Below are 16,436 nucleotides of genomic sequence, written 5' to 3' on the forward strand. Positions count from 1 at the left end.
GGCAGCAAGTTTGATTAGATATTTGCACTCTGGAGGAATAGTAATGGTGGTCATGGCAGCTACAGTCGTCAAGAGGGGAAAAGTGGCACTTTACTGCGGTAAGCTTTCTTGTGCCACTTCCCTTAGCTCCCGGTTTTTTTCCTCGCATCAGTATGTGAATACCAGTACCACTTGGGCTAATTTCTGTATAACTGTCGAGTTTTTCAATCCACTTCTCTACCCATTCCTCGATTTGACCATCATGAACGCAGTGGTCAAAGTCGATCACAACAAAAGGATCTGCCTCGGTAATAGCCAGAGAAATCCCACCGTACCCACCTGCCAGATAAGCCTGACAAGCCTGGTCAAAGGTTCCCCACGTGGAACGATACTTTTCGTTGCTACCACTGCGTTTATGGTTAACAGGAGAGTACGGTACCTTTCTCGGCTTTTTGTCAGAGGGCGCTTTTTCCAACTTCCATACAATCCATTGCGGATAACCTCGCAACTCCTCCGGAACCCCTGTTGGTATCGGCGCTTTATATCCCGGATACGCCTCTTTTGGATTCAGTATCGTCATGACACCTCATCCAATGACAAATCCCTTGCCTGGTATATATCGTTAAAATCCAACTCAATACCATGCTTGCCAAACAGTCTGATCAAGTCCTCTGCATTCAGCCTGTTAGGATAAAGAATTCCCTTCGCCCATTTTGCCGGAGCACTTCGATGAACACTCAACTTTTCGATAATTTCACTCCAAGGCACTGACCTTTCGATCATATGCCTCTGGAAAACAGTGCAGTTCTTCATAATCTTGTTTTATAATCCGATGATATAGAAACTACTAAGAGGATATATTTTCATGGCATATCAACCCATGACAGCAAAGAAGAAGGACTCAGACCCCCCATCAAAAACACCTGACATGACAACACTCGCCCAACCTAAAGACGAACTACCCGGTGCAAGAATCCGCGCCTACCGACAAACAGCAGGAATGAGCCAGAGAAAACTTGCAGAAATTTGCAACCCACCCATGGACTTCAGCGCCATAGGCCGCATAGAGCGAAACCTCGGTTACACCAGTAGCACGCTTAACCGGCTGGCCAAAGCACTGAACTGCGAAGTCAGTGACTTTTTTCTTCCTGCCGAGCTGGTCGCATGGAAACACCTTCCTACTGATATGAAAGAAGAACTCTCCACACTGATAAAACGCTACTACCAAGCCGCCAGAAAGGACCAACCTTAGAAAAAAACCTCTCACAACCTTCCTCCAAAGCGCCTTTCTGGCGCTTTAATTTTAGCCTCAAAATAAACATTTGACGATATAGTATCACCAAGTTATGATGATACTATATCTCCATGCGATGAAATACAATCTCCTTGAGGCTAAACATGATTGACGATTCAGATCCAAAAGATGGTGTATTTCTGTCCATCAAAGACATAGCCAGACGCCTGAATGTCTCTGGCAATTTCGTATACCAGGAATGTGTAAAAGGTCATCTGGAGCATTACGCCCTTGGAGGAAGCCTCAGAAAAAGAGGCGCCATAAGATGCACCGAAGAACAGTTTCAACACTACTTAAGCAATCATCTGGCGCAAAAACCCGTACAAACTCAAACCATTTCTGCATCAGCTAACGCAGCATCCATTACCACAACAGCAAACAGTGTCAGCCAACAATTAAACCGATTGATGAGAAAGAGAAAGCAGGCATGAGCTCCGCCAGGAAAAACCCATGGAAGAAAACCAAAACTTCCGAAGGCATTAAGTACAAATACGATTTCCAGGACAAAAACTGGGGCATCAAACGCATAAAGCGCACCTTTAATACTGCGGAAGAAGCCAGCACCTTTCATCAAAACTTGATGAAAAACGCCATGTCTATCAGCCGTGGGGATAAGCCGGAACGATCTTTTGGGGAAGCCTTGATTGAATACCTGACACTGATCGAAGCAGAAGGCAAGCTGGCCTTGTCATCTGATGAATCAGACCTCCTGACCTTGCGCTGGCCATTCTATTACAACGGTCGATGGCACCGGCTGGAAGAATTGCCTATGAACGACCGTGAAGGCGGCATTATTTGGGGTATAGGCAGATACAAGCAAGATCTGGAGAAAGTCATTCGACGCTCGTATATCAAGAAAGGTATTTATCACTTACGCAGGGAAAAAGATCTGATGCAATGGTATTTGCAGCCAAATCCTGCCGATGACTTACAACCAAAACCCAGAACAAGCGTCAGCTGTCCAACCACTTTAGCCAGGCTTGAGAGAGCAAAAGGCAGAGGTCCATTTTCATCCGACACACTAAGACGCAGACTGTCCCTGGTTAAAACCATTTTGACGACTGCCTGGAAGGATTGGCGATGGCTGGATCAGGACCTTGGTGCCCTGATCCAATTAGACAAGCCTTCTAAGGCCAGAATTTCCTTTCTTGTTCAGACGCAATACGACGCATTACTCAATGTGGCAGATGAGTACTTTAGCTATCTGATCAGAGCCGCAAAAAACATTGGTTGGCGTCAGCAAAACATCATAGGCCTGACCTGGGATCGGGTTCACTTCCCTGAGTACAACACCGATGGCCAAGGCCAAACCACTAAAACACCTGGCTACTTGAGAATCGATAAATTCAACAAGTCCACCAAAGATTTTGACCCAAGAGACAGAAAGCAGCGACGCATAAGAACCAAGAATCAGGATGACCTGGATACGGTCATGACCGAGGAAATAGAAACCTTATTGCGTGAAATGCTCCTTAAGAAACACCTCAACAGCAGTGTGGTTTTCCATAGAGGGGTTGGAAATTACTGGCGAGATTTCAGAAGACGATGGACTACGGCAAAAAAAAGAGCAGGCATCCCCTCTAAATTCAGATGGCATGACTTAAGACACACCTGGGCAACCGACCGAATCAATGAAGGCGTACCCAAGCACATCATCATGGAAGAACAGGGATGGAAAGACCCCGACATGGTGGATCGTTATGCCCATATCCAACGAGAAGCCAGATACAACGCCTTGGAAACCGTTAAGAAAAAAGCAGGCTAAACAATGACTGAAGAACAAGAGAAATTCTTTGAAATGCTGGATCAGTATCCCCGCATCAAACACCACTGGGACAAAGAAAACAGAACCTATGCTCAAGAGTCTTTTGAGCAGGATCTCAAAGTCATGAGCAGCGGTGAGCGCCATATGGCGCGTTTCTTTGTCTCTGTCTGGCTGAACGAATCTGAGAGTTATCCGTTTGATGTTCTGGATGCGCTAAGAGTTATTGACCTTAAAAGCCGAAAGACCATTGTCCATTATTTGGCAAAACCGTTTTTTCCATAAGTAAGAGCGAAAAAAACTATGCTACAGATTAATTCAGATGAACTGGATGTTGCTTTCAAGGTTCTCTCAGTGCTCTCAAAAAAGCTACGTGAGTCCTACAAGGAAGAAAGTGACAGACTGGATACCGAATCAATGGACTATCCAACCACCCTGGGCAAAACCTATGGGCTGTATACCGCCATATCTCATTTAAATCAGACGAGACTTGGACTGTATAAAGATTCCGCTTGGCTAAAGAAAAATGACCATGCTGCTTAACACCCTGAATGTATTGGGCCCGAACTCTGCAGAAGCAGAGTTTGGTGTCAGCCTGATCGATACCGATTTGCATACCATTGCCATCCTGATTGAACTGAAACGCAATCCAGGTATGTCAGTAACTAACGCCGCCAGCCACTACATCAACGAAGTGAACCACCTGTACGGTTTGGATCCAAAGACGACTCGTTACATTGAACTCTACGAAGGCCGGGAAGACCCCTGCCTGATACGCCCCAGATTTGAAAACGACTGGTGTCAATCAGTGTCTTTCAGCCCTGTTGATGATTCTCTCAGAGAGTTTGTCTTAAGCAATTTAAAAGCAGAGTAATTCAATGTTGAAATTCAAGAACGGCCTGGAAGTCGAACCATGTACAGAGTGCTGGGGACATGGAGGCTTCTGGGTAGCAGATGAGATTGACCCATACGACGAAGAATGGGAATCCTGCGAATGTTGCGGCGGCTGTGGCTATGATCAAAACGAATTCCGTCAATACATGGAAGAGCAGGAAGAAGAGGAAGAGGGTAATAGAAGACAATGAGCAAACAATCCTTTGATAGCGAAGAAGCCATGGAAAACGCTTTTGAAGAACAAATGAACCAGCTGCAGGCTGAAGAAGTTGAACGGCAGAATGAGGAAGCTAATATGAGCCCAGAGTGCTACGAGCCAATTCATAACCCCCATAAATACGCCCTGCTTGCAAAGCAGTGGCTGAATGATAACCCCCTCTTCCTGGACACTGAAACGAAACCACCGGGCTGGGTGACGATGCCGAAGTTGTGGAAATCAGCATCATAGACTCAACAGGTCGCCCTCTACTGGATACTCTGATCAAGCCTGTTTACCCCATCCCGCAAGACGCCATGGCCATTCATGGTATTACCAATGAAATGGTCAAAGACGCTCCCACCTGGCCAGAAGTTCATGAGGAATTCTGCCAGCTCATCGAGGACAGAACTCTGCTGATATACAACCTCGACTATGATTTAAAAATCCTACGTCAAACCATATCCTTTCATGACTTCAACAATCGCAACTCAATACACAAACTCCCCGACTTTCTGGAAATCTGTAGAAGCATCAAAAGCTGCTGCGTGATGAAGCTATTTGCTGCCTTTTATGGCCAATGGGATGACTACCGTGAAGACTGGAAGTGGAAAAAGCTAACCACTGCGGCCAACTTCATGAACGTCGAAATTGAAGGCAAGGCTCACAGAGCCCTGGCTGATTGCAAAATAACCTTGGGTGTACTCCAGGCTATGGCCAATACCCTGCCTGAGAAGCCAGAGACCAAAGGAGAATCCAGCCGAGTACCGGTTACCTTCCTCTAGAACAGACCTGAACAAGAAATCATTAACATTGATGAGTAGAAAATCATGGATAATCAATTAATCCTTCCATGTGATGTCAGCCAAGTTTCAGATGGCTATCACACATTTGAAGAACTCTATGAGCATCGCTGTTTACTCTGGATCAACTTGCTGAATCTCATTCATCAATCTGAGCATTCGACAGAAACGGTCTACAAAACCAGAAAAGATGATCGAGATAATGAAATGGAAGGTTGGTTTATAGCCGCTTTAGAGATCCCTGGCGATATGCAGTTGACCTACCATTTACCCGAGGAACTATGGCCTCTGCTAAACATTCCCGAAATGGAAAAGAATCTTTACTACGACGGCCATACCTCAAAAGATGTGGCCGACAGACTAACAATGATGGCAACAGCCTCTCTACCTTGAAGCCTTCAAATGTGTTTATCTGAAGCATTTACCAAAGTCGCTAAACTGGCCCTGCAGAAGGGCCATCGGGATTTAAACCAGCTGCCAGGCTGTTTTGAATTCGAGATAGACCAGGACTGGAAAATCAGTCTGAACCCACACAAACAGCCAACTGCTGATTCTTCGGGTGGAGAAGTCCCACCCTTCAATATGGTAGTGAGACACATGTCAGTACCTGTGGGTGTAATCGATCCATACGGAGGGACTATGATGACAGGCACTGAGTCTATTTTCATTGCAGTCTTGAATAAGCAGCTTAAAAGGTCAAAGCACGAAGTGTCTAAAACATGTCAACCTGGACCATGAACTTGACCTGACAGACACCCTTTGAAATCGGTAACTGTCAGATCAGGTTTGAATTACTACAGCTCATTGCTGGTCAACAACTTCTTCCCACTCTTCGCTGTATCCAGAGCACTCTAAGTATCCAGAGAATGAATTCATAAGCTTTTCATTCCAGAACTCTGCCCCCTCTTCCCATGGCAGCTCGACTTCTCGTTTTTCGTCTTCGATAGACGCATCAACCATTTCCCAGAAGAATACACTTAGATGCCTAGCTTCTTCAGAGTTTGTTACAGATCCTCTGTTAAGTATTTCTGTCGTTAAAGAGTCTACAAGCTTCTTAGCGTAGTATTGAGCATACTCTTTTTCTTCATCAAATTTATAAGTAATCATAGCTATTAACTCGCATCTCTAATAACTGACATTCGTTGTGCTATTGACTTTAAATTAGATACAAGTTGGTCAACATGTATTTGCTTGTTTACAGTCAAAAAATAGTGACCCTTCTTATTTCTGTCTTCTTTGAACTCCATCCCCTCAGGGATATCAGCTTTTTCAAGAATCCAGAAAATATCAAACCTTTTCCCAGGGTTGTGCTTGGATTTAAGTTTGTGTACCTGTTTCAGGTTTTTATAGGTGGATGAAAATGACAAACCCATCTGGTCATGCGGTAAAACCCACTTTCTATCTTCGGAAAATAACCAATCCTTTATTCTTACACCCTTAAGTATTTTTTCATTCCTGCCAACATCCCTTTTTCTATACAAAGTAGGATGACTAAGCCTCTGAGTTGGCCTGCTAAGCATCCCTTCATATTCTTTGATGACCTCGCTAAGGTCATTTATGATTTTAAACTGCTGAATCATTCTTACTCCCTAAGTCTGACCAACTCCAGAAGCCCTTCGACCTGGAGCCAAAAAGCCTTACTTGTCAAAACCAGTAATTGGCTCTCTAAAGACAGAAGCGGCCTCTTTTTCCAGCCTTTCCCTCAAGCCTTGAGCTTTCAAAAAATCATTACCAGCATCAGCTACTTCATCCTCGTCTGCAGATACCTTGCAAATAGCATTTAACCTGGTTAACTCTCTATCCAGAGACTCTAGTATCAATCGGGTTTCCCAATCTAAGAGAGTCACATTCACTTCTCGAATAACAGCCATTAGTCTTTTTATGTATTCCCTTAATATTGAAGCTATACCAGCCTGAGACAGGGCTAGATATACAGCATACATATAGCAATGTATAGCAGTTACTAATGACATTGCTTGAATGCATGCACACATATCATACAACAACTGAAAAATGGATATTATTTCACCAAAATATGAACAAATAATATACAGTAGAGAGACCATAACGAGACAAGACAGTCCTAAAAAATATAAAAATTCCGCACTGCATAAATACTTACACCACCATAAACTCTAGGCTCCAGAGGATATAAGACAACAACCCCCTAAATGGGGTTGTGGGGGTCGGAGGTTCGAATCCTCTCGCTCCGACCAGTATTTTTCTTTCCTAAACTCTCTATTTCCATCTGAACGCTTTAAGCGTTTTTTCTTACTCTCTCTGCAAATGAATCAACCTTTCCCTGAATCAAGAAGCATTAAGCTTATCGACTTAAGCATTATCCCTGCCACTCACCCTCTTTTTTAAACAAAACCTGCTCACCGTGTCAGTTCTTTTCACGGTTATTGAAAGCTCACTGTATTGATATGCTCATTAAGAAGTTAAAGACTTAAAAACTATGCCCTTATCTTTTCAACCCGGACCCGAGTTGAAGAAAAAAGGCAAGTCATGATAAATCGAACTCTATACCTTCGCTTCGACAGTTATCTACCCAACGACCTTTAACATCACTTCCAGTAACCTTTATTAGCAGTAACCCATGAGCATTTTTAAAAACTATCTTTCAGTCTTCATTTTTTCACTATTTTTTTCCTCTGCCACACAGGCTGAATGGAAGGTCGATGTGGGTTCAGACAGTGTCACTGCAGGGAACAGCAAACCAGGTTCAGGCATTATGATCACCACTTCTGTTGATGCAGGGGTCGAGCTTGTCGTTGTCGGTCAGATGCCCTCTGTTCACCTGGCCTATGAACTGGTGACCTTAACGGTGGATGGGCAATCTCACCAGATGTATATGAAAGCCTCAAAGCTACCTAATGGTTTTGTGATTCTAAGGGATGATATTGACGTCAATAACAAACCTGAAGACGGCTTTTTACTGGGGGCACTCATGACCGGGAACCATGTCACTTTCAGTGCAGGCGACTATCAATTTACCCATTCCCTGTCAGGGAGTAAAAAGGCGGTACTTGAAGCACTTAAGATTTCCATGTCCCGGTTCTGATCCTTTCTTTGCAGCGGACTGAATCAATAACTCATCATCTCATTCTCTAATAATTTTTGCTGCTGCTGACGATTGAAATCCAGTTGATACAACTCATCAGAGAGGTGCTCCGAAAAGAGCACCTGAGAATCTATCAGTATCAGGTCATGCTCTTGTAATACTCTATAGCTGTCTTCTGTCTTGATCAGTGAAAGCTCTGTGCAGGCCAGGAAAACGTGGCTCACGTTAAATTGATTTTCTGACAGCCAGCGCACTTCATCAAATACCGCCCTGTGAAATAGCTTTGGGTCAACAAGAGCGCCGCTTTTGGCCTCATAAATCATGTGCTGAAAAAGAGATTGCCGTCTGGGCATGGCGAAAGGGATGTTATAAGCCGCCAGATACGGCTTATAAAGCTGGCTGGATGCAGCCTGACTGGTACCCAGAATAAGTGCGCCCTGAGGATTGAGACTTTTCAGTCTCCGGGTATTTCTCTCAACCAGATTGATGAATTCGGCAAAATTGAATACAAGAACACCGACCATTTTTGCGTATTGGTGTGCCGTATTGCTGGCTAGGGCATATCGATCAAAATTCCCCTGCCCCAAAAAGGGAGACTCACCAAAAGAGATCAGTTTATAGAAATATTTGCAGCTATAGCGCCAATGTTTGACTCTTCTCGGTGGCGGCATAGAAAGCACTTCAAGACCCGATGACTGCCAACTAAAGTCCTTCCTTTCATTAAGCTTCAGGACAACTCTGCGAGTCAGGTCCGCATCAGCGAGAGGACCCATGCCTCCGATGATAGCCAGATTACTCTGGGGTCGTTTCAGATATTTTTGTCGAACACTGAGCCAGATACCAGGTCGATCGATCTCCTCTGGTAGCTCTTCAGCAATCAGCTTCTGAAAGGCAACGTAGTAGCCAATCTGGTCAGGCTTTAGGTAGAGCCTCAGAAAAGGATGGTTATTACCTTGCTGCCTTAGTTTCTGCAGTTTTTTGAACTGCGCCTGAGACCAGCTGTCAACAGACTCATTGCCAGGCGTGAGAAGGAGATAAGCCTGCAGTTTGGTAGTAACGGTACAACTGAAAAAGAGAGCTAATAGCCATTGTTTTATAGTCAAGAGCTGCCATTATCCTGTGAGTTATGCCTGAACGGATGGTTGATCAAGCATAGACTCTGGATCTTCCTTATGACTATTGACTGTTCTCACTGTGACAACTGAGGCTATTGCACTAGAAAAATATATACGAGAATATTCGTTTTATTGACGTTAAAAGGATTTATAGAGCCAATGAGCCGATCAAAAATTGCTGTATTTGTTGATGTTGAAAACCTAACAAAATGGCTTAAAAACAAAGGACCCGAACAACTTGTAACAGAGCTCAGCTCGACTGGTCAGCTCATAGTAAGAAAGGCTTATGGTAACTGGAACAACGCGGGTATTCAGTGTTTTCAACAAGATTTGAATCGCCAGGGATTCGAGCTTGTTCACAACTTCCACCCTGTCAGTGGCAAAAACTCATCTGATATTCAGATGACCGTAGATGTCATGGAAAGCGCTATCAGACTGACCGATGTAGACTGGTTTGTTCTAGCCACGGGGGACTCGGATTTCTCACCTCTATTCCGACGTCTGCGAGAGATGGGCAAAGAAGTTATTGGTGTTGGTCCGCGCTCATCTCTAAGTGAATCGGTGAAAACCTCATGCAGTCGTTACATTTTTACAGATAGTCCTGATGTCGAAGATTTGAGTAAGGAACAGGAAAAAGCTATTCAGCTGACTCTAAACACTCTGAAAACCTTTGATGGTGCTGCTCACTGCTCAAGCCTTAAAAACAGACTGATTGCTCTGGATAGTGCCTTTGACGAAAAAGCACTTGGATTTAATTCTTTTACAGAGTTTCTGAACAGCATTGAAGGTCTGGATATTTTCCAAGAGGGCAAGATTTGGCAAGCACGAAGGAAGAAAAGCAAGTCACACTCTTCGACCACTAAGAAGCAATCGAATAAGTCATCATCGGTAGACATAGCACATTCGGTGTACCACGAGGCTCTAGAACAATACGACTTTCCCTCAACCCCTTCTACAGCGCTAACGAAGGCTTGCAAATACGTGCTAGGCCGAGGACCCGCCTGCCGATCTGCCCTGCCGACCATAATTGTTGAAGGGAATAAAGGTCAGATATCTCTTGATGAGGCAAAAGACATTGTCAAGATACTGTTCAAAAGCCAGCTGTATCAGACAGCAGGTAAGAACAGCAAGGGAGAACCACTATTTACACTAAAGCCTGATCTATCTCACCTGAGAGAAATTGATATCAGTATTATCAGCAGAGTAATGACTTACTGTCGTAAAAGAGGTGAAAAGATACAGGATAAACATCTACGCCCCTTGCTCTACGGCGAATATAACAAGGCAGATATTATAACAATCAAGACGGCTGCAGAGGCTCGAATTCCCGACTCGTAGAGTTTTCTTCGCTTTATTATGCACCTTCCGCAGCAAAATTAGAGAAGTTCCTGCTCATGAGATTTTACCTATACGATAATCTACACCCAACCAAGGCTAAGACCATGATTGGGGGAAAGGCAAAACTGTTGGGGAATTCAGTTCATGTCAACCCAAAGGGAGGTGAAAACTGGAAGCCATAAGCAATAGCTTGGAGCACAGGATAGTTTTCACTACTCGCCCCGTAGGATGCGGGGTTAACTCTTTACTTATCCAGCAATTCAGAAATAATCGTTTTTCCAGACTACCACTCTAACTGCTAGATAGATTTTTAGATTTTCTCTCAATTCCATCCACCTTAATTCTCCTTAAAAACTGTCCCAAGCAGCCCAGAAAACAGTCAGCATCCTGCTGGTTAAAAGCCATTGGAGGCTTTATTTTCAGGACATTATTGAAGGGGCCATCGAGGCTTAGGAGAATATGTTTTTGCTTCATCCATTCAACCAGGTTGGAGGCTACTTTTGAGGCCGGTGTCAGCTTCTCACCCAGCACCAGCTCCACTCCGATAAACAAACCCAGTCCTCGAACGTCTCCAATAATCGGAAACTCTGTTTTCAGGCTCTGTAATTGTTCCAGAAGGTATGCTCCTGTATCGGTGGTTTTCTCTCTTAATTTCTCTTCAACAATAGTATCCAGCACCGCTTTGCCGATCGCACAGGAGACCGGATTACCACCAAAAGTATTAAAGTATTCCATACCCGTCACAAAAGCTTCGGCTATTGCTTTTGTGGTGACTACCGCCCCCATGGGATGACCATTACCGATGGGTTTACCCAGGGTCACAATATCAGGCACCACGCCCTGGGTTTCAAAAGCCCACCAGTGAGTCCCCACACGGCCAAAGCCCACCTGAACTTCATCAGCAATGCACAACCCTCCCGCGTCACGAACTACCCGATAGGCCTCCTTCAGGTAGCCATCCGGCATAATCAGATTACCACCCACCCCCTGCAATGATTCACAGATAAAGCCACCCAGAGGTTTATCCAGCGCTGCTACTTTCTCAGAAACCTGTCGCGCATAAGCCTGTCCGGTTTTCTCCCCCATTCCTTTATAGGTTCCACGATAAGGATCCGGCATGGGGACAATATGAATATTCTCCCCCGGACCTTCCCCTCCGGGCCCATTGAACTTGTAGGGACTGATTTCAATGGCCTTGTTAGTATTCCCGTGATAAGCACCTTCGACCACCAAAACGTCCTCGGAACCGGTGTAGCACTTCATCAATCTCATCGCGAGCTCATTCGCTTCGCTCCCGGAGTTCACAAACATCACGACACTAAGCTCATCAGGAAAGGTGGCCAGCAGGGTTTCACTGTACTCAACAAGATTAGAATGCAGATAACGGGTATTGGTATTCAGCTTTGCCATCTGTTCCCGCCCGGCTTGCACTACAGCAGGATGACAATGCCCCACATGACAAACGTTATTGACCATGTCCAGATAGGCCAGATTATTCTCATCCAACAGGAACTGCCCCTGTCCCCGCTCAATAATCAAAGGGGCTTTATAGGCGACACTCAGGGTTCTGAATAAACTCTCAGAACGCATTGCCAGAATATCACTGTGCCTCTGAGTCGTTTCCCCCCTGAATTGACAGAAGCGCTGCAGCTCAAAAGCAACAGATTTAGCATCCAGTGCCAGTAACTGGTCGATGGCAGTCCATGCAGGTCCGACTGATATCAACAAATAGTCGTTTTCAGGATCGTCCGAATAAGCCTTTGCAGAATTACAGACACTGGTCGCCAGACGGGTACATATAAGAGGAAAGAGCACCCACACCTCTGCAGGCGTTAGCGGATTCACCTGATGGTAGGCCAGCAGAATTGTTTTTATGACGTCCAGTGGCCGGGGTTGATCAAGCAAGGCATAACTGGCCGCAATGGCCAGTTCATTAATACGCCAGCTTTTCACCATATCACCAAAGTCGATGACACCCTGAAGGCAGGCTTCTTTCTCATAACTGGAAAGGAGTAGATTATGATCATTCACATCATTATGAATAATCTGCTCAGGCAAGTTATCTGCAAAAGGCAGAACCTGTTCACGAAACAGGGACATGATCGTGAGCACTTGTCTGGACTGTTTCTGATCCGCGATGTAATCCAGTTTACGGGCGATCACGTTTTCTGCCTGTTTTAAATCCCAATCCAGATAACGTGAACTGTGAGCATGTACAAAATGCTCGACATGTTTATCAAACTGTCCAAGGAAATGCCCCAACTGTTGGTGGTGCTGACTTCCCGTTTGCTGATGTTCAGAGTAAAAAACACCAGGGACAAAACTGAGTAAACGCAAATAGAGCGTTTGGTCATCAATATCGACGGCTGTGATCTTCTTTCCCTGCCGGTTTTTATAAACGACAGGAAATTCATAGTGGTCCAGAGCATATTGTACCAGATAGTCCATCAGCCTGTTTTGCATATCCAGCTCATCAATCGGTTCATCAGGGTTAGCCAGTTTCACTACATAGCGCTTCCCCTGTTCATCCATAGCAAGATAATTCAGATCGATATAACCCGGTAAAGCTTTTATTGAAACAGCCAGGCCAAAGTGCCGGAACACTTCTGAAATAACCTGTTGCTCCTTAGTCACTGCCGCCACTTCCATCATCGGCTTGCCACCTGCTGAATTACTATTATTCTTCTTGCTGGATATTGTATACAATCCTATAAAAAATCACACACGTAAAGCTATCTGATCACACAAGCATGATTAACGGTCTTCACCATTCGAAAAAGAACAGGATTCATAAGAGATGAGCAAAGCGCATATCTGGCTCCGGGCAGAAACCAAACCTCTTGAAGCACGAACGGCTCTGACTCCTGAAGTGGCTAAATCCCTGCTGGAGGCTGGCTTCAGGGTCACCGTTGAAGATTCGTCTCAAAGCGCTATCTCTTGTCAATCATTCGCGCAGGCAGGCTGTGAAATTGCTCCTGCCCATAGCTGGAAGAACACCGATGAAAACACCATTATTCTGGGTCTGAAAGAACTGGATGTTGCCGAATGGCCACTGAAACACCGGCATATTCACTTTGCTCATGTCTACAAATATCAGAATGGCTGGCAGCAGGTGCTTAAGCGTTTTACAACAGGTAATGGCAAGTTATTTGATCTGGAATATTTGGTAGACGACGATAATCGTCGCATTGCTGCCTTTGGCTACTGGGCCGGTTTTGCCGGAGCAGCTGTTGCCCTGAAAGCATTGGCCGGTAATCGTAAACGACACAGTCCGGTATTACCGCCTTTAAATGCTTACTCCGATAAACAACAATTGATTGATGAAGTTCGTTCAGAACTGGTTGGCCAAGGTCCATTGAAAGCCCTGGTCATTGGAGCCAAAGGGCGCAGTGGCCACGGAGCAGTCGAAATGACTCAGGCCGCCGGAGTAGAAACTGTTGAATGGGACCTTGAAGAAACCGCCAAAGGCGGCCCTTTCCCTGAACTTCTGGAGGTTGATCTTGTCATCAACTGTGTCTTTATTCAGAAAAAAATCCCTCCTTTTCTGACTCCTGAGCTGATAAAAAGTCCTGACAGGCGCTTGAGTGTCATCTGTGATGTCAGTTGCGACCCCTACAGTGACTACAATCCTCTACCGGTTTATCATCAATGTACACACTTCGCAGAACCGGTCCTGCGCCTCATAGATTCTGAGAACCCTCTGGATCTGATTGCCATAGACCACCTGCCCTCTCTCCTCCCTGTTGAGAGCAGTGAGGATTTTTGTCAGCAGTTACGGCCTTACCTGCTGCAACTGGATAATCTTGAGCACAGTGTCTGGAAAAAAGCACACCAGAAATTCAAAGAAAAAGTTCACGAGTTGCATAAAGGATCAGTATGAAAACAATTCACTGGTTAGGTACCGGTTTATCTTCTCTGCCCGGTATTCAAAAAATCGCCCAGTCCAGTCATTCTCTGGTGCTCTGGAACCGTACTCTGGAAAAAGCAGAGCAAACGGTCAATGCTCTGGGCAATAACACACCCGCCAGACAACTGGACTGGCAAACCCTGGAGCAGTCCATCGCTGAGGGGGATCTGGTTGTTTCCATGTTGCCAGCCACCCTGCATGTGCAGGTCGCAGAACTGTGTCTGGGTCGAAAGGCTCACTTTATTTCCAGCAGTTATGTGTCACCACAAATGCAGGCTCTGGATGCCAGAGCCAAAGAACTGGGATTATGCTTTGTCAATGAAGTAGGTCTGGATCCAGGGCTGGATCATTTGCTTGCCCATGCTCTGATCGACCAATACACGAACTCTGACGTTTTTAATCACCAAAACCAGCACGCCTTCCGTTCTTATTGCGGAGGCTTTCCAAAACAGGCCAATGAATTCAGGTACAAATTTTCATGGTCACCTCTGGGGGTTCTGAAAGCACTGAAATCTCCGGCACAGTGGATTGCTGACAGTCACATTCAACAAACTGAAAAGCCCTGGAAAGCTCTGACAGATTACCGCTTTAAACGGGCTGACGGCAGCGAAGAGATCTTTCAAGCTTATCCCAACAGAGACTCTGTCCCCTTTCTGAAACAATACGGCTTTGCCGATGACTGGAATGTTCAGGAGTTTGTCCGAGGTACCCTGCGCCTGAATGGCTGGGCAGAAGCCTGGTCGCCCCTGTTCGAAAAGGTTGAGACACTAACGGGTGAAGAGGGTTTGAAAGAGCTTGCCGCCATCAGTGATGACCTATGGGAAAAGTATCAGTACGAAGAAGGCGAGCCGGATCGTGTTGTTCTGGCGGTAGAGCTGGAAGTTAAAGATCCCCAGGGAAAAACCACTCTGTTCAAACAAAGTTCTGGCATTGATGAAGCAGGCAATGAGCGTGGATCCGCTATGGCAAGACTGGTTTCCTTAACAGTTGCCATCGCCATTGAATCCCTGCTGGCTAATGAGTTACCGGCAGGCGTTTCTGCTGCGCCTCATAAGCCCCAGCTGGTTCAAAAATGGCTGACCCAGTTGTCTGCCATGGGTGAACATATTTTTGTGCATGCCTGACAGATACAATATTCCCCCGATGAGGAAATATCGCAAGCATATAGTGTCGTGTGACAATAAAGGGGTTTGCTTATTGCGCGCGTTTTAACCATTTGTAACAATGAACCTGTTCACCTGCAGTGCTATCAACACTTCTAAGGTGACAAAAGTCACAGGTCAGAATTCGCAGCGTCGGGTGTCCTGGTTCATACAACACCGATTTATCGGGAAAGATCAGGAGTGTGCCTTAGTGCTCTTGATTGCACCCGGTATTATCCTTGCAGTACCGACAGCAGGATCGGAATGGGTAATACCGGATCGTTATGCTTTCCTTCAGATATCAAACCCCTCGTTACACTGACTCCCAAAGAACACGAATACTTTCGTTTTTTCCTGTATGGCGCATCCCTTGGGAAAACTGCTCAGAACATGAGAATAGCGGTTTCTACTGCCAGAGCCCATCATAGGGCTGTGAGGCGCAAGCTTAAAGCAAAGGCCAGTCGATATCACATTACTCGTCGAGCCATCGACTGCAATCTTGCGCGAATATGTATCAGTGAGAGTTTCGCCTGAGATAGATCAGAATTGTGCATGGCAAAAGGAAAGTGAAAGCCAGGCAGTTTAGTTCTGGCTTTTTTGTGTTTTAGAATTCAGCCTGTCTCACAGAATAACCTTAACATTTGCTAACTGCCTAAGACCGATAGTCAACATCAGCAAAATACTGAAACCGTGTTTTATTATATTCTTATTAGAATCAATAAGTTGCTTATAATAAAAACATATTTAATTGTGGTTAATAACCGCCAGAACAACACGCTCATTCTTTACTACAGTATTGATTTACTAAAAAGCATCAGCAATTCCCGCTCAGTTTAATTGCATATTTTTCAAGCTAATTAAAAAGGGTTCTACAGCCCTTGAAAACCGGGTATCGTAGAGATCTGCCTGAATTATGTACAAAACTGAAGTTAAAAAGTCTGC

General features: G+C 45.1%; 20 protein-coding genes. 14 read left to right on the top strand and 6 right to left on the bottom strand.

Translation table 11 applies throughout. The features are described from left to right. A partial coding sequence (locus tag ACR2PX_RS03665; protein WP_433998006.1) for a hypothetical protein occupies window positions 1-559 on the bottom strand: 559 nt, incomplete at its 3' end. A gap of 285 nt (window positions 560-844) precedes the next feature. On the opposite strand from ACR2PX_RS03665, the gene ACR2PX_RS03670 reads away from it, so the two are divergent. From ACR2PX_RS03670 to ACR2PX_RS03715, 10 genes are all read left to right on the top strand, one after another. After that, window positions 845-1,231 (top strand): helix-turn-helix domain-containing protein, encoded by a 387-nt coding sequence (locus ACR2PX_RS03670; protein WP_433998007.1) that lies wholly within the window; start codon window positions 845-847, stop codon window positions 1,229-1,231. 146 nt (window positions 1,232-1,377) lie between these two features. Beyond that, window positions 1,378-1,704 (top strand): hypothetical protein, encoded by a 327-nt coding sequence (locus ACR2PX_RS03675; protein WP_433998008.1) that lies wholly within the window; start codon window positions 1,378-1,380, stop codon window positions 1,702-1,704. Further along, window positions 1,701-3,038: a tyrosine-type recombinase/integrase gene (locus ACR2PX_RS03680; protein ID WP_433998009.1), complete on the top strand. Its 1,338-nt coding sequence runs from the start codon at window positions 1,701-1,703 to the stop codon at window positions 3,036-3,038. Before ACR2PX_RS03675 ends, ACR2PX_RS03680 begins: the two co-directional genes overlap by 4 nt. Before the next feature lie 3 nt (window positions 3,039-3,041). Further along, window positions 3,042-3,320: a hypothetical protein gene (locus ACR2PX_RS03685; RefSeq protein ID WP_433998010.1), complete on the top strand. Its 279-nt coding sequence runs from the start codon at window positions 3,042-3,044 to the stop codon at window positions 3,318-3,320. Window positions 3,321-3,338: 18 nt separating this feature from the next. Further along, window positions 3,339-3,578 carry a hypothetical protein gene (locus tag ACR2PX_RS03690; RefSeq protein WP_433998011.1) on the top strand — a complete coding sequence of 80 codons (240 nt, stop codon included), beginning with the start codon at window positions 3,339-3,341 and terminating at the stop codon, window positions 3,576-3,578. Continuing rightward, window positions 3,568-3,909 carry a hypothetical protein gene (locus tag ACR2PX_RS03695; RefSeq protein WP_433998012.1) on the top strand — a complete coding sequence of 114 codons (342 nt, stop codon included), beginning with the start codon at window positions 3,568-3,570 and terminating at the stop codon, window positions 3,907-3,909. Before ACR2PX_RS03690 ends, ACR2PX_RS03695 begins: the two co-directional genes overlap by 11 nt. Window positions 3,910-3,913: 4 nt before the next feature. Continuing rightward, the gene (locus tag ACR2PX_RS03700) at window positions 3,914-4,120 is read left to right on the top strand and encodes a hypothetical protein (RefSeq protein WP_433998013.1); all 207 of its coding nucleotides are present in this window, start codon (window positions 3,914-3,916) and stop codon (window positions 4,118-4,120) included. Then, window positions 4,117-4,377, top strand: coding sequence for a hypothetical protein (locus ACR2PX_RS03705; RefSeq protein ID WP_433998014.1), 261 nt, complete (start codon window positions 4,117-4,119; stop codon window positions 4,375-4,377). Before ACR2PX_RS03700 ends, ACR2PX_RS03705 begins: the two co-directional genes overlap by 4 nt. Beyond that, window positions 4,359-4,910, top strand: a complete 552-nt coding sequence (locus ACR2PX_RS03710) for a 3'-5' exonuclease (RefSeq protein ID WP_433998015.1) — start codon at window positions 4,359-4,361, stop codon at window positions 4,908-4,910. The genes ACR2PX_RS03705 and ACR2PX_RS03710 overlap by 19 nt, the downstream gene beginning before the upstream one ends. Window positions 4,911-4,955: 45 nt before the next feature. After that, the gene (locus ACR2PX_RS03715) at window positions 4,956-5,321 is read left to right on the top strand and encodes a hypothetical protein (RefSeq protein ID WP_433998016.1); all 366 of its coding nucleotides are present in this window, start codon (window positions 4,956-4,958) and stop codon (window positions 5,319-5,321) included. 408 nt (window positions 5,322-5,729) lie between these two features. Here the strand turns inward: ACR2PX_RS03715 and ACR2PX_RS03720 are convergent, their stop codons facing one another. The 3 genes from ACR2PX_RS03720 to ACR2PX_RS03730 are packed head-to-tail and all read right to left on the bottom strand — an operon-like array spanning window position 5,730 to window position 6,901. Then, window positions 5,730-6,035, bottom strand: coding sequence for a hypothetical protein (locus tag ACR2PX_RS03720; RefSeq protein WP_433998017.1), 306 nt, complete (start codon window positions 6,033-6,035; stop codon window positions 5,730-5,732). A gap of 5 nt (window positions 6,036-6,040) precedes the next feature. Further along, window positions 6,041-6,508 (bottom strand): hypothetical protein, encoded by a 468-nt coding sequence (locus ACR2PX_RS03725; RefSeq protein WP_433998018.1) that lies wholly within the window; start codon window positions 6,506-6,508, stop codon window positions 6,041-6,043. A gap of 57 nt (window positions 6,509-6,565) precedes the next feature. Then, on the bottom strand, window positions 6,566-6,901 hold the full coding sequence (locus tag ACR2PX_RS03730; RefSeq protein WP_433998019.1) for a hypothetical protein: 336 nt from the start codon (window positions 6,899-6,901) through the stop codon (window positions 6,566-6,568). A gap of 626 nt (window positions 6,902-7,527) precedes the next feature. Between ACR2PX_RS03730 and ACR2PX_RS03735 the strand changes: the two genes are divergently transcribed. Beyond that, entirely contained in the window at window positions 7,528-7,992 is a 465-nt protein-coding gene (locus ACR2PX_RS03735; RefSeq protein WP_433998020.1) for a hypothetical protein, read from the top strand. Between the two features lie 23 nt (window positions 7,993-8,015). Here ACR2PX_RS03735 and ACR2PX_RS03740 read toward each other — a convergent pair whose 3' ends face one another. Then, the gene (locus tag ACR2PX_RS03740; protein ID WP_433998021.1) at window positions 8,016-9,095 is read right to left on the bottom strand and encodes a hypothetical protein; all 1,080 of its coding nucleotides are present in this window, start codon (window positions 9,093-9,095) and stop codon (window positions 8,016-8,018) included. Window positions 9,096-9,266: 171 nt separating this feature from the next. Between ACR2PX_RS03740 and ACR2PX_RS03745 the strand changes: the two genes are divergently transcribed. After that, complete coding sequence (locus tag ACR2PX_RS03745) at window positions 9,267-10,445, top strand: NYN domain-containing protein (protein ID WP_433998022.1); 1,179 nt, start codon at window positions 9,267-9,269, stop codon at window positions 10,443-10,445. Between the two features lie 291 nt (window positions 10,446-10,736). On the opposite strand, the gene ACR2PX_RS03750 is transcribed toward ACR2PX_RS03745, so the two are convergent. Further along, complete coding sequence (locus ACR2PX_RS03750) at window positions 10,737-13,097, bottom strand: aminotransferase class III-fold pyridoxal phosphate-dependent enzyme (RefSeq protein WP_433998023.1); 2,361 nt, start codon at window positions 13,095-13,097, stop codon at window positions 10,737-10,739. A gap of 145 nt (window positions 13,098-13,242) precedes the next feature. Here ACR2PX_RS03750 and ACR2PX_RS03755 point away from each other — a divergent pair, with 145 nt between their 5' ends. Both ACR2PX_RS03755 and ACR2PX_RS03760 read left to right on the top strand, forming a co-directional pair. Beyond that, window positions 13,243-14,325 (top strand): saccharopine dehydrogenase, encoded by a 1,083-nt coding sequence (locus ACR2PX_RS03755; RefSeq protein ID WP_433998024.1) that lies wholly within the window; start codon window positions 13,243-13,245, stop codon window positions 14,323-14,325. Then, window positions 14,322-15,476, top strand: coding sequence for a saccharopine dehydrogenase family protein (locus tag ACR2PX_RS03760; RefSeq protein WP_433998025.1), 1,155 nt, complete (start codon window positions 14,322-14,324; stop codon window positions 15,474-15,476). Before ACR2PX_RS03755 ends, ACR2PX_RS03760 begins: the two co-directional genes overlap by 4 nt. The last annotated feature ends 960 nt before the right edge of the window (window positions 15,477-16,436 follow it).

The sequence above is a fragment of the Endozoicomonas sp. genome (assembly GCF_051008435.1).
Lineage (GTDB): Bacteria > Pseudomonadota > Gammaproteobacteria > Pseudomonadales > Endozoicomonadaceae > Endozoicomonas_A.